This is a genomic window from Flavobacterium sp. (assembly GCF_046155325.1).
GTDB lineage: Bacteria > Bacteroidota > Bacteroidia > Flavobacteriales > Flavobacteriaceae > Flavobacterium.
In genome coordinates this window covers 28,053-41,989 of record NZ_JBJXDQ010000155.1, presented here as the reverse complement: position 1 = coordinate 41,989, position 13,937 = coordinate 28,053, and the positions used below count along the sequence as shown (strand labels likewise).

Annotated in this window: 10 protein-coding genes; 4 read left to right on the top strand and 6 right to left on the bottom strand. The window is 30.5% G+C overall.

Going from position 1 to position 13,937, the window contains the following annotated elements; all coding sequences use genetic code 11:
* Positions 1–119: 119 nt before the first annotated feature.
* From ACKVOD_RS10840 to ACKVOD_RS10830, 3 genes are all read left to right on the top strand, one after another.
* On the top strand, positions 120–848 hold the full coding sequence (locus ACKVOD_RS10840) for a TIGR00730 family Rossman fold protein (RefSeq protein ID WP_409209487.1): 729 nt from the start codon (positions 120–122) through the stop codon (positions 846–848).
* Between the two features lie 41 nt (positions 849–889).
* Complete coding sequence (locus tag ACKVOD_RS10835) at positions 890–3,718, top strand: aminopeptidase (RefSeq protein ID WP_409209486.1); 2,829 nt, start codon at positions 890–892, stop codon at positions 3,716–3,718.
* 184 nt (positions 3,719–3,902) lie between these two features.
* Positions 3,903–6,311, top strand: a complete 2,409-nt coding sequence (locus ACKVOD_RS10830) for a thiamine pyrophosphate-dependent enzyme (protein ID WP_409209485.1) — start codon at positions 3,903–3,905, stop codon at positions 6,309–6,311.
* Between the two features lie 6 nt (positions 6,312–6,317).
* Here ACKVOD_RS10830 and ACKVOD_RS10825 read toward each other — a convergent pair whose 3' ends face one another.
* From ACKVOD_RS10825 to ACKVOD_RS10800, 6 genes are all read right to left on the bottom strand, one after another.
* Positions 6,318–7,787, bottom strand: coding sequence for a lipopolysaccharide biosynthesis protein (locus ACKVOD_RS10825; RefSeq protein ID WP_409209484.1), 1,470 nt, complete (start codon positions 7,785–7,787; stop codon positions 6,318–6,320).
* A gap of 8 nt (positions 7,788–7,795) precedes the next feature.
* Entirely contained in the window at positions 7,796–9,088 is a 1,293-nt protein-coding gene (locus ACKVOD_RS10820; protein ID WP_409209483.1) for a glycosyltransferase family 4 protein, read from the bottom strand.
* A gap of 232 nt (positions 9,089–9,320) precedes the next feature.
* Entirely contained in the window at positions 9,321–9,788 is a 468-nt protein-coding gene (locus ACKVOD_RS10815; protein WP_409209482.1) for a nucleotidyltransferase, read from the bottom strand.
* Between the two features lie 4 nt (positions 9,789–9,792).
* Positions 9,793–9,951, bottom strand: coding sequence for a hypothetical protein (locus ACKVOD_RS10810; RefSeq protein ID WP_409209481.1), 159 nt, complete (start codon positions 9,949–9,951; stop codon positions 9,793–9,795).
* A gap of 136 nt (positions 9,952–10,087) precedes the next feature.
* Complete coding sequence (locus tag ACKVOD_RS10805) at positions 10,088–12,505, bottom strand: YfhO family protein (protein WP_409209480.1); 2,418 nt, start codon at positions 12,503–12,505, stop codon at positions 10,088–10,090.
* Positions 12,506–12,599: 94 nt separating this feature from the next.
* Positions 12,600–12,806 carry a DUF4834 family protein gene (locus ACKVOD_RS10800; RefSeq protein WP_409209479.1) on the bottom strand — a complete coding sequence of 69 codons (207 nt, stop codon included), beginning with the start codon at positions 12,804–12,806 and terminating at the stop codon, positions 12,600–12,602.
* A 200-nt stretch (positions 12,807–13,006) separates the two neighbouring features.
* Here ACKVOD_RS10800 and ACKVOD_RS10795 point away from each other — a divergent pair, with 200 nt between their 5' ends.
* Positions 13,007–13,921 carry a transporter gene (locus ACKVOD_RS10795; RefSeq protein WP_409209478.1) on the top strand — a complete coding sequence of 305 codons (915 nt, stop codon included), beginning with the start codon at positions 13,007–13,009 and terminating at the stop codon, positions 13,919–13,921.
* The last annotated feature ends 16 nt before the right edge of the window (positions 13,922–13,937 follow it).

Sequence of the window (13,937 nt, the reverse complement as noted above, 5' to 3'; positions counted from 1 at the left end):
GGAAAAGGTGGTGGAATGGTTGTTGCCAAAGGAACACCGGAAGAAATTATTAAAAATAAAAAAAGTTACACCGCTCAATTTTTAAAAAAAGATTTATATTAGTATAAAATATAAACAAAATGAGATTAGAAGATTTTGAACATGATGACGAAAAAGTCATCCAAAATAAGTTTAAAAGAAAGACATGGAATGAAGTTCGTGCCAATGATAGTTGGGCAATATTTAAAATCATGTCAGAGTTTGTTAATGGTTTTGAAACCATGGCAAGAATTGGGCCTTGTGTCACAATTTTTGGTTCGGCAAGGACAGAGCATAATAATCCATATTATATTTTAGCTGAAAAAATTGCCTACAAAATAAGTAAAGCTGGCTATGGTATAATTACTGGAGGTGGCCCCGGAATCATGGAGGCTGGAAATAAAGGAGCACATTTAGGCAAAGGAACCTCAGTTGGATTAAATATAGAGCTGCCTTTTGAGCAACATTTTAATTCGTATATTGACCCTGATAAAAACCTAAACTTTGATTATTTTTTTGTTAGAAAAGTCATGTTTATTAAATATTCTCAAGGTTTTGTTGTGATGCCTGGTGGTTTTGGAACCTTAGATGAAATGTTTGAAGCTTTAACTTTAATTCAAACAAAAAAAATTGGAAAATTCCCAATAATATTAGTTGGAAGCTCTTTTTGGTCAGGATTAATAGAGTGGATAAAAATTGTCTTAGTAGAACAAGAGAAAACCGTAAGTCCTGAAGATTTAGATTTATTTAAAATTGTTGATACTGCAGATGAGGTAGTTGAAGCCTTAGATAAATTTTATAAAAAATACGATTTATCACCGAATTTTTAGATTATAAATTGTATTTATTTTAAAATATTTAAACTAACTAATTGAAACCAAACTTTAAAATTATTGTATTACTATGGCTGTTGTTTTTAGCTTCTAAACAATATGCACAACATCATTCTCAAATTCATGTTGAAGTCAAATTAGACAATAAAACGCTAATAGTAAATCAAGAAATAGAGTTTTACAATCAATCAAAAGATACAATAAGCTATATAGTTTTAAATGATTGGAACAATGCCTATTCTTCAAAAAACTCACCTTTAGCGAAACGATTTTCAGATGAATTTTATAGAGGTTTTCATTTTTCAAATGAAGAAGAAAGAGGATTTACCAAAATTATTTCAATAGAAAACACTGATAAAATTCCTTTGGTTTGGAAAAGAACAGCAAATAACCCCGATTTGGTAATTATTGAATTAAAACAAAGATTAGCACCTAATACAAAAATAAAATTAGTACTCTCCTATATTGTAAAGATTCCAAGTAATAAATTTACGCGGTATGGATATGTTGATAATGAAAAAATAATTCTCAAAAACTGGTTTTTAACTCCATCGAGATATGAAAATCATGCTTTTGTACAATACAACAACAATAATCTAGATGATATTGCAAATGGTATATCAGATTTTGATATTAGAATAAAAACTCCAAAAAACATAGAACTCATTTCGGATTTAAATATATCCAATAAATTACCAATAGAAAACTCGTTTATTTACGAATTAAACGGCAAAAACAGAACTGATTTTAATATTTATTTAGAATCAAAATTAAGCTTTAGCAATTTTAAAAACAACTCAATTGAAGTTGTTACTAACTTAAAAGAGAAAAAAATAAATGACATTGAAAAAGCCATTATTATCAACAACATAATAGATTTTACAGAACGCTATATTGGAAAATATCCTCATGAGAAAATAACTGTTTCTGAGGTAGATTATGATCGAAATCCATTTTATGGTTTAAACCAATTACCTTCTTTTTTAAGGCCTTTTAGTGATGATTTTGTTTTTGAAATCAAATTTTTAAAGACTTATTTAAACAATTATCTCAAATATAGCTTGAAATTAGATCCCAGAAAAGACAATTGGATTTATGACGGAATTCAAGTCTATATGATGTTGAAATATATTGATGAATACTACCCCGAAAGCAAAATGATGGGGAGAATTTCGGAAATTGGTGCTTTAAAAAATTACTGCCAAACTCAATTGAATTTTAACCAGCAGTATAGTTATTTCTATATGCTGATGGCTAGAAAAAACCTGGATCAAGCTTTAGGTAGTTCTAAGAATCAACTAATCAAGTTTAACGAACAAATTGCTGGGAAATACAAAGCTGGTTTGTGTTTAAAATACCTTTCTAAATACCTTGAAGAAAATGCTGTTAATAAAAGTATTTTAGATTTTTATAATCAAAATAAAGACCAACAAACTAGTCAAAAAGACTTTGAAACAATTTTAAAGTTTAATACTAAAAAAGATATAAGTTGGTTTTTTAAAACTATGATTGACTCCCGTGACATCATTGATTTTAAGATTTCTAATTTTTCAAAAACAAAAGATAGTATCCATTTTTCGTTGAATAACAAAACTAATATAAAAGTTCCAATTGCTATATATGGATTAAACAAAGATAAAATCGTTTTTAAAGAATGGCTATATCCAAAAAATACAGACAGTACTTTTTCATATAAAAGAAAAGGGATTGATAGACTCGTTTTGAATTATGAGAATGAAGTACCCGAATTTAATTTAAGAAATAATTTCTTAAAAACAGATGGCTTTTTCCCAAACAACAAACCTATCAAATTTGTTTTTATGAAGGATTTTGAAGATCCAAATTACAATCAAATTTTATATGTTCCCTCAATAGGATACAATTTATATGATGGAATCTCACCTGGTATGAGACTACACAATAGAACAATATTAGACAAACCCTTTAACTTTGATATCAACCCTGCTTATTCAACAACTTCTAAATCGTTAACTGGCTCTGCTTTATTTTTTGTCAATCAGTTTAGAAGAAATAGTAATTTATTTAACATAAGATATTCCCTAAGTGGATCTTATTTTCATTATGCGAAAGATGCTAGTTATTTAAAAATAAATCCTGCAATACAATTTCATTTTAGAGAAACCAATTTTAGAGACAATCACAAACAAATAATATTAGCACGTTATGTCACTGTAAACCGAGAAAAGAGTTCTTTGATTACCAATACTTCCGAGGAAAACTATTCGGTTTTTAATTTGAAATATATCAATACAAAAACTGAAATCACCAATCATTTAAGTTTTGTAACCGATTTTCAATTGGCTAATAAATTCGGGAAAGTATCGGGTCAAATAGAATATCGTAAACTTTTTGAAGATAATAGGCAATTAAAAATTCGGTTATTCACTGGGAGTTTCCTTTATAATAAGACTGATTCAGATTTTTTTAGTTTTGCTACCGATCGACCTACCGACTATCTTTTTGATTATAACTTTTTTGGAAGGTCAGAAAGTACAGGAATTTATAGTCAGCAATATATAGAAGCCGAAGGCGGGTTTAAATCAAAACTTAAAAATCCTTTTGCAAATCAATGGATTACAACTTTCAATAATAGCTTTTCTATATGGAATTGGGTTGAAGCTTATAGCGATTTTGGTTTATTGAAAAATTTATTTATAAAAGAAAAATTTATTTATGACAGTGGAATTCGATTGAATTTAGTTCCAGATTACTTCGAGTTATACTTTCCAATATATTCAAATAATGGTTGGGAAATTGGACAGTCAAACTATTCCGAGAAAATACGTTTTATGGTTACATTTAGTCCAAAAACATTAACAACACTATTTACTCGAAAATGGTTTTAATTTTACTTAAAACAACTTTGCATTAAACTATTTTACAAAAAATATACAAATCAATATATTAAATTCAATAAATTTATAAATATTCAAAAATAGTTTAGCAAAAATTAAATTCTATTTTTACAGTATATTATGAAAATATTAAGATTTTAAGTAAATTTGCAGCTTGAATATCACCACTTCCAAAATGATAGAAGAAAAAACAACTACTGCCTTGACATTTGAGGATTTCAAAACTGAAATTTTGAATGACTACAAAATAGCTATTAGAAGTCGAGAATGTAGTCTTTTGGGACGAAAAGAAGTTTTAACTGGTAAGGCTAAATTTGGAATTTTTGGTGACGGAAAAGAAGTGCCACAATTGGCAATGGCAAAATTTTTTAAAAACGGTGATTTTCGATCAGGTTATTATAGAGATCAAACTTTTATGATGGCTATTGGGGAATTATCAATCCAACAATTATTTGCAGGTCTTTATGGACACACAGATATAGCTCAAGAACCTATGTCGGCAGGCAGACAAATGGGAGGTCATTTTGTCACACACAGCTTACATGAAGATGGTAGCTGGAAAAATTTAGCCAAACAAAAAAATTCAAGTGCAGATATTTCTCCAACAGCTGCTCAAATGCCCAGATTACTTGGACTCGCACAAGCTTCAAAAATTTATAGAGAATTACCAGGCATTACCAATAGTGAAAAATTCTCAAATAATGGAAATGAGATTGCTTGGGGAACCATTGGAAATGCCAGCACAACTGAAGGTGTTTTTTTTGAAACCATTAACGCTGCTGGTGTATTACAAGTTCCTATGGTTTTAAGTGTTTGGGATGATGAATACGGAATCTCTGTACATGCAAAACACCAAACTACTAAGGAAAGTATATCAGAAATATTAAAAGGGTACCAAAGAGAAGATGATACCAATGGTATCGAAATACTAAAAGTTAAAGGTTGGGACTATGCCGATTTAATTGCTACCTATGAAAAAGCAGCTGAATTAGCTCGTGAAAGACATACTCCCGTTTTAATTCACGTTGAAGAATTGACACAGCCACTAGGACACTCCAGTTCAGGTTCACACGAAAGATATAAAAGTGCTACTCGATTGGCTTGGGAAAAAGAGTATGACTGCTTACGCCAAATGAAATTATGGATGATCGCCATCAATATTGCTTCGCCAGAAGAAATTGAAGCCATTGATATAGAAACTAAAAAAGAGGTTTTAGAAGGTAAGAAAGCAGCTTGGAAAGCATTTATTGAACCAATTATTGAAGAACAAAAAGAATTGGTTTCTTTGTTAGTAAAAATAGCATCTGAGAGTAAAAATAAAGATCAAATACTAAAATATGCTTCTGATTTAGATAGTATTAAAAACCCTTTCAAAAAAGAAATACTAGTAACTGCCCGTAAAGTATTGCGATTGGTAATTAATGAATCTGCAAAGCCAGAATTATCAAATTGGATTTTAAAATACATTGCGAAAACAGCTCCAAAATTCAATAGCAATTTACACTCTGAATCGAGTTCAAATGTATTTTCTACTCAAGAAGTTTTACCCGTTTATGAAGAAGATGCAATAGAAGATACGGATGGCAGAATGATTATTAGAGATAATTTTGATGCCATTTTTACAAAATATCCTGAATCATTAATTTTTGGTGAAGATGCAGGAAACATTGGTGATGTTAATCAAGGTTTGGAAGGATTACAAGAAAAATTTGGTGAGCTTCGTGTCGCCGATGTAGGCATTAGAGAAACTACAATTATAGGTCAAGGAATTGGAATGGCGCTAAGAGGATTACGCCCTATTGCCGAAATTCAATATTTGGATTATATGTTGTACGCGATTCAAATTCTAAGCGATGATTTAGCAACATTACAATACAGAACCGTTGGAAAACAAAAAGCGCCATTAATCATAAGAACCCGTGGACATCGTCTAGAGGGGATTTGGCATTCTGGCTCTCCAATGGGAATGATCATTAATGCAATTAGAGGAATCCATGTTTTAGTCCCAAGAAATATGACTAAAGCGGCAGGATTTTACAACACTTTGATGGAAAGTGATGAACCAGCCTTAGTTATTGAATGTTTAAACGGTTACAGAATAAAAGAAAAAATGCCATTGAATTTTGGCGAATTTAAAACACCAATTGGAGTAGTTGAAACTATCAAAAAAGGAACTGACATTACTCTAGTATCCTATGGTTCTACGCTGCGTTTAGTAGAACGCGCGGCAAAAGAGTTATTAGAAATTGGTATAGATTGTGAAATCATTGATATTCAATCAATTCTTCCATTTGACATAAATAAAGATATTGTAAAAAGTATTGCTAAAACAAATAGATTATTAGTTATTGATGAAGATGTTCCGGGTGGAGCTTCAGCATTTATTTTACAACAAATTGTAGACACATATGATGGTTATCAATATTTAGATAGTAAACCACAAACACTAACTTCAAAAGCACATAGACCAGCTTATGGTACTGATGGTGATTATTTTTCGAAACCTTCGACCGAAGATGTTTTCGAAAAAGTATATGCTATGATGAATGAAGTAAATCCTTCAAAATATCAAAATTTATATTAAAATATATTAGTTAATAAATTTCATTTTTCTTAAAATCGTATCCATCACTTCGTTAATTTCTGTAGAAATAACAAACTTATAGTTTAAATAAACATAAGTGATTATTACCAAAATAGATTTTAAAATTATTGAAATTATAGGATAAAAAGGAAATTCCCAGAAGTAAAACACTAGAAATAAAACTAAAGTAAGTACTAAAGAATGTATAGTTTGTTTTGTGAATGGATACAAATCTAAACGCTTTACTACGAAAAGTAATTTGGCCAAACTATATAAAGTTATTGATAATAAGGTTGCAAAAGCAGAACCAATAATTCCGTAAATTGGAATGAAAATCATATTTAAAACTACAGTCAATACCACTAAAAGCACCCCAAGAAATAATACAGCTCGATAATATTTTGTGTTAAAGATTATAGCATTATTGTTCCCTAAAATTAAATCGAAGTATTTAGACAATCCAATCATAAAAACAACAGGAATTCCTCCTTTATATTCATCAGGAACTAATTCATACAATTGATTGATATTGACAAAAATACCAAGCATCACAAAACCTCCTACAACTTGAAGGTTTATCGATGTTTTTTTATATAAGATATTCATATCATCATGCTTATTTTCATGCATCAATTTTGCCGTAATTGGATACACAATTTGGTGCATAGCACGACTTGGAACAGATATAACTAAAGCGATATAAGTAGCAACAGAGTAATAGGCGATATTCTCAATTTTCATGTATTGGTTCAAAATCATTTTATCACCATCCAAAAGTAAATTGGCCACACTACCTGACAAAATAATATAAAATGTATAAACTAAAATTTCTTTTGCATTATCAGGAATAGAAAATTGAAAAACAGGTTTTTGTATATGAAATGCATAAAACATGGTTATTAACAAAGCTAAAAAGTAAACAAAAGCTGTAGCATAAACAAAACCCTCAACTGAAATCATTTTATAATAAACGCCAATCATTAACAAAGAAGATAACAAACGTAATACTACTTCTTTTATAAAATTTCCAAAAACTGAATGCATGTGAACCCGCAACCATGCATAAAAAATTTCGAAATAAGCCATACACAATCCAATAAAAGGTATTAACCAAATATAAATTTTAACAATGCTGTTTTTTTTGGATAAAAAGTATAGAATTTCATCATAAAAGAAAAAGCCTAATACTAAAATAGGAATAATAATTAGCAATGGGAACAAAACGGTGAACGACAAAAACCGAGATCTTTCTTCATTAGTATTATATTGAGAATAGAATTTTACAAGCGTGTTTTGCATTCCAATAGCAAACAAAGGCATAATAACATTAGCACTAGAAAGAACATAATTTGTTAATGCATAATACGTTGCTCCTAGAAAAACAGGATAAAAATAAATAGTGTTTATACCACCAATCCCAAATCCAATATAAGTTATTATTGTATTCTTTAAAGATTGATTTAATACTATTCCCATTGATAAAGTTAGAAGTTAGAGGTTAGAAGTTGTGCTAATTTATCGGTCAAATTTCTCCTCGAAAAGTGTTGTAATCCTACTCCATTTGATTGTAGGTTTCCCTCCAAAAATTGATTGTAAAAATCCAAAAGTACGCTTTTTAGTTTTACTTTATCAGAATAATCAAAGAATACTCCTGTGTTGGTATTGGTTATGATTTCGGCAAAATCAGAACCTTTTGGACCAATGGCAATTATGGGTCTTTCTGAAACCATATATTCGAATAATTTCCCAGGAATAATACTTTTGGTGTCTTCTGAATTGATTTCTATAAGCAACAGCACCTGTGATTTTCTTTGATAAGCAATCGCTTCGGAATGAGAAACATATCCTAAATTATTCAAATACGGATTTAATCCAAAACCAGAAATGGTTTCCAAAACTTCCTGACTTACCGCGCCAATTAGTTTAATTTCCAAATGCAATTTAAAATCCGGAATTTCATGAAGCAATTCTACTAAACTTTCCCATAACACTTTCGGATTTCTCTCGGAAAGAAAGGAACCAATGTGTGCCAAAGAAAATTTGCTATCCAAAGCTTGTTTCTCGACTTTTTCCGTATCATAACCATTGGTAATTACGGCTATCGGCTTGGTGGTAATCAATTGAAATTCAGTTTTAGTAGTTTTGCTGGTAACAATAATTGTGTCGGCAGTATTCAAAACTTGGCGTTCCAATGCTTTGTGTTTTTTTGCAGCATAGCTCGACAATCGCAAGGATTTATGATAGCCAATAGTTGTCCAAGGATCTCGAAAATCAGCAAACCATTTAAGATCAAGTTTTTGTTTCAATTGTAGCCCAATCAGGTGCAAACTGTGTGGCGGTCCTGAAGTGACAATTGTGTCAATTTCATTTTCAGAAATGTATTCTTCTAAAAAAGCCACCGAAGTTTTTACCCAAAAAAAACGGGCATCTGGGATAAAAAGATTGCCTCGAATCCAGAGAAATACTTTATCCAGAAAAGACTGTTTTTTTTGATTTGGAATAATTCCAGAACTGATTTCTTTGGTTTTATTCTTCGAAAGAAACGAAGCCAGTTGATACGGTTCAAAGATTTTGTGTTTGAGAATAATCGCTTTATCTGAAACTTCTTTCACCAAGTTCTCGTCAACAATTGGATAAGTTGGATTCTCCGGAATATAGACAATTGGCTGAACGCCAAAATCTGGTAAATATTTCACGAATTTCAACCAACGTTGAACACCTGGTCCGCCAGCTGGAGGCCAATAATAAGTTATAATGAGAATTTTTTTTGGTTTCAATATTTATTGTTTCACATAAATTGACCTAAAGTCATTGATTAAGAATGGAATGTTTTTATACAATCCTTTTGTAACGATATATAAAACTGGTAAAAATGGAATTATAGAATAATATCTTAGTTTATTTATAAAAATATGTATTCCATACAAAACCCCTATTATGAATCCTATCAAGAACATAAAAAAAAACACCTTTTGAAACGATTTTAACCTGAATAATGCCTTCATAATATTAATTTATATTTCTATTATTCAGTTTCTCCAACTCTTCAATATCCAATTGATCTTTTAATCTGTTCGCTGCTCTTTTTGCAATAATTAAACTCTCGTAATCTAAAAAATAAACTTGGACGCCATTAATTTCTACGATATAAGCTTTTTCTAAAAGTTGTTCAAAGGAGCTGTTTTCTAAACCTTTAACCGAAGTCATAATATCCAATCTCAAATTAAAATTCAATGTAATATCCGTCCAGCCAGGAATAAATTGCATTGTACTCATATTTTTAAAATCACCTATTCCCGACTGTTTTAGGGCTAATCTTAAATTTTCCCGATTTTTTACTGAATCTTCTATAAAAATATCTATGTCACCCGTATTTCGTCCATAGCCATAGATATTTACAGCAAACCCGCCAATAGTCAAATATTTAACTTTATTTGAAGCCAAGTATTTCCAAATCTCTACTAGTTGACTATTCATTGAATTATTTTGATATTATTTTTGCGGTTTTCAAAAGATAAGAAATTTCAATAATAGCCATCAATTTTTCAAAACGTTGTTGTGGTGACATCTTTCTAATCTCTTCTATATATCTGGCTTCCATTATAGAAGGATGCGCGTGATTTAATGTAGTTGCTTTCATATGTTAATATCTATTGTTTTTTTTGCAATATGTAATTCGCACATCATCTTTGGCGTTATTAAGCGTTTATCGATTATGCTCATTTCATATTTTAAAAAATAATAACTCAAATTTACAAAATTAACTTTATCTATTTTTAACTCTTTTTTCTGTTCTCAAAATAAATTCCGCCAATCAATAAAAATAACATTCCAACTGAGCTTATTAATGCAATTAAACTTCCTGTTTTTACCACTTTCGGCTCAAATTTAAACTCTATTTTGTGATTTCCTGCTGGAATTTGCAATCCTCGCAGTACATAATTTACTCTAAAAATTTCAGTTTCTTTTCCGTCTATAGTGGCTTTCCAGCCGTTTTTATAATACATTTCAGAAAAAACAGCAAAACCAAGATATTTATTATTTGAAACATATTTTAAATGGTTTGACTTATAAGATATTAATTGCATTAATGCTAAACTATCTGATTGGAATGGTAAAGACAATTCAAAATTTTTATGGTTTTTATCTTTACTCTTAACCGCAACATTTTTTGTATCCAAATCATTCAAGGCTTTCATTTCAGCATCGGCTGAACTTACCGTTTTCAAAGATTTGATAAACCAAGCATTACCGTTAGCATTTGGGTTTTGAGCTGGAACAGAAACACCCGAAGTATCGGTTTGAATGACATATTTCACATTCAACATGTTCAAAACTTCCATGTTATTTTTAGCAATTTGGCAATCAAACAATTGTTGCATTCTTCGAGGTTTTACCGCACTGTACCCACCAATAGATTGATGAAAATAGGATGTTCTGGCACTTGACATATTGCCATCGACCTCAAAAACACGATAATGTGTGGTGTCCTGCAATATTTGTGAATCTGCAGGCGTTTCCTGAAAAGGAACTTCTACTTCTCTAGCGTTTACAAAATCTTTGCCCGATACATATTTTTTATCCACAAAAAATAAATCAAAAATCATAAGTAATCCAATTATAATTATGGCAGTATTTTGAGCCAATTTATTTTTGATAAAGAACCATAAAACTCCAGATACCAACAAAATAAAGAAACCAGAACGAAGCAAATCGGCACTAAACAAACTTTTTCTATCCAATTTAAGCGCATCTACAAATCCTGGTCCATAGCTTTCTAAAAAATAAGCATCACTTCCTCCCGAGAAACTAAACATTCCTTTTGATAAAAATAAAATAACAATAATGCCAAAACTAAATGTTCCAGCTTGTAATAAACCTTTTTTTTGTTCTTGATTTTCTAATTTGAAAAATGATTGTAAACCCAAAATAGCTAATACAGGAAAGCACAATTCCAAAATCACTTGAATAGAAGAAACGGCTCTAAACTTATTGTATAGTGGGATGGTATCTATAAAAAAGTCCGTCAATAATGCAAAATTTTTACCCCAAGAAAGTAATAATGAAACAATAACACCAGAAAGGAACACATATTTTATTTTTCTTTTTTCCGTAAACAAAGCTAAAATACCCAAAAAGAAAACTACAACTCCAATATATGCAGGAGCGGCAACAATAGGCTGATCACCCCAGTATGTTGGCATTGCAGAAACAAAATCATTTGCTTGAGCTTCGGGAACTCCTTGACCAATCATAAAATTATACATTTCGCTTTCCTGACCTAAAGCTTCACTGTTTGATCCACCAAAAAGTCGTGGCGCAATAAGATTGAAACTTTCCATTATACCATAACTGTATTCAGTAATATAATCCTTTGTAAGGGAAGTTTTTCCATCGTTATTCGTACCATCGGCATTAATTGTCAATTCACTTTTACCTCTTGTACTAAAATCCGTGTATTCGGCTGTAGCTAATAAATTAGTAGCATTAGCACCAATTGCAAAAATTCCAGCTATTGCTAAAACTCCAAAAGAAGATAAAAGCGATTTATATTCTTTCTCTTTGAGTTCCTGAAAAATAAAATAACTAGATAAAATCAATAAGAAAATCAATAAGTAATAGGTCATTTGAAAATGGTTGGCATTAATCTCTAATGCAACAGCAAACATAGTTAGTAATCCACCCAAAATATATTTTTTTTGAAAGACTAACATAATCCCTGCAATTACTAATGGCATATACCCAATAGCATGAGCTTTGGCATTGTGCCCCACTCCCAAAATAATGATTAAATAAGTTGAAAAACCAAAAGCTATTGCACCAAAAAATGCTTTGAGTGGATCTACTTTTAAAACTAAAAGTAAACCGTATAGACCTATAAAATACAAAAACAAATAATCAGCTGGACGAGGTAAAAAACGAATTGCATCATCAAGTACACCAATATAATCGTGAGGATATTTGGCCCCTAATTGATAGGTTGGCATTCCGCCAAAGGCAGAATTTGTCCAATAGGGTTCTTGATGTTCGGTAGCTCTAAAATCAATTTGTTCCTTTGCCATCCCTGTATATTGCGCAATATCGGATTGGAAAATCTTTTTCCCTTGCAAAACTGGATAAAAGTAAATTATAGAAACAAGTAAAAAACCTAAAATGGCTAAAGCATGTGGATAAAACTTTTGAAGTTGTTTCATTAAATCGGTTTTGAGTTTATGGCTTTGGGTTTGTGGTATCTAGATATTAATGTTTCTAGAAGAGGATTCAACTAGCTTTGAGGTTATAGGGCTTTTATTCTAATTCTTCATAATCAACATATTCCCCAACTTTTTTTGTTTCACGAGGATTTTTAGACTTGGTTTTATCATTACTAATTTCGTCATTATTTGTAGTTTTATTCCAAGCCTTATCTTGAGTGTTTTGATATTGTTGTTGAAAATTCTCACCTGCCTTTTCTACAACTTTTTTTATCAATAATGGTAAAAATAATTTTGCCAAAAATTTAAAAATATAATAAAAAGCAATAAAGTAAAATAAAGTCTTTATAAAACCATTAAAAGAAGCTGTTTGCATAATCAAATAATTTTTTTCAAAATTAACAATTCCATCGTTCAAAATTAAACTATCCTTCTTAAATAAATAATAAAATATAGTACATTTGAAAAAGCATTATCACTTTTTAAGTAAACAAAAACATCATGTTCAAAATCAAAACCCTATTAGCTACAACTTTACTTAGTATCCCAACTATACATTATAGTCAATATACAGACCAAATAAACTCTAATAGACCTGGCGAAACGATGTCGGCATATTCAGTTGGTAAATCAGTAATTCAAGTTGAAACTGGGATATATGGCATTCAAGAAAAACACGCTGTTTTAAATTATGACGCCAATGGTTTCGGATTGGATATGACTTTACGTTTTGGCTTTTTTAGAGAAAAACTAGAATTATTTGCTGACCTTCAATATCAATATGAAAAATTAAATCCTTCGTTAATTTACCCTGACAGATCGGGCTTAAAACAAACTATTTTTGGTGCAAAATATTTGATTTATGACCGATACAAAAACTACAAAGAAAAAGTATACATAGATAGTTGGAAAGCCAATAAAAGATTCAAATGGGACAAATTAATACCTTCTGTATCAGCATTTTTTGGGGCAAACATGATATTCTCTGATAGCCCGTATGCTTTCTCTCCCGAAGCTAGTATTAGTCCAAAAATCATATTGATTACACAAAATCAATTTGATGGAGGAAGATGGGTTTTTGTGACCAATATCATCGCAGATTATATAGGCACCGATTTTCCGAGTTATGGCTTTATAGCAACTTTAACTAGAGGTTTCAACCCCAAATGGTCGGGATTCATAGAGAATCAAGGTTTTAAAAGTGATTTTTATAGCGACGCTATTATTCGTGGTGGAGCAGCCTATTTACTTTCTAAAAACATGCAAATTGATGCCTCAATCAGTACTAGTTTAAAAAACACACCCGCAATACTTTATGGTGGATTTGGCTTTTCTTGGCGCTATGATGCCAATTACAAAGAAGTTATTTTACCAGGAAATCCTTCTAAAAAAATAAGAGTTAATAGTATAAAATAAGAAAATTGAAAAACTA

Bases quoted from the DNA above. Each gene is read 5' to 3' on its own strand.
- ACKVOD_RS10830 (WP_409209485.1), top strand. From the start codon at position 3,903: ATGATAGAAGAAAAAACAACTACTGCCTTGACATTTGAGGATTTCAAA.
- ACKVOD_RS10815 (WP_409209482.1), bottom strand. From the start codon at position 9,788: ATGAATAGTCAACTAGTAGAGATTTGGAAATACTTGGCTTCAAATAAA.
- ACKVOD_RS10825 (WP_409209484.1), bottom strand. From the start codon at position 7,787: ATGGGAATAGTATTAAATCAATCTTTAAAGAATACAATAATAACTTAT.
- ACKVOD_RS10805 (WP_409209480.1), bottom strand. From the start codon at position 12,505: ATGAAACAACTTCAAAAGTTTTATCCACATGCTTTAGCCATTTTAGGT.
- ACKVOD_RS10795 (WP_409209478.1), top strand. From the start codon at position 13,007: ATGTTCAAAATCAAAACCCTATTAGCTACAACTTTACTTAGTATCCCA.
- ACKVOD_RS10810 (WP_409209481.1), bottom strand. From the start codon at position 9,951: ATGAAAGCAACTACATTAAATCACGCGCATCCTTCTATAATGGAAGCC.
- ACKVOD_RS10840 (WP_409209487.1), top strand. From the start codon at position 120: ATGAGATTAGAAGATTTTGAACATGATGACGAAAAAGTCATCCAAAAT.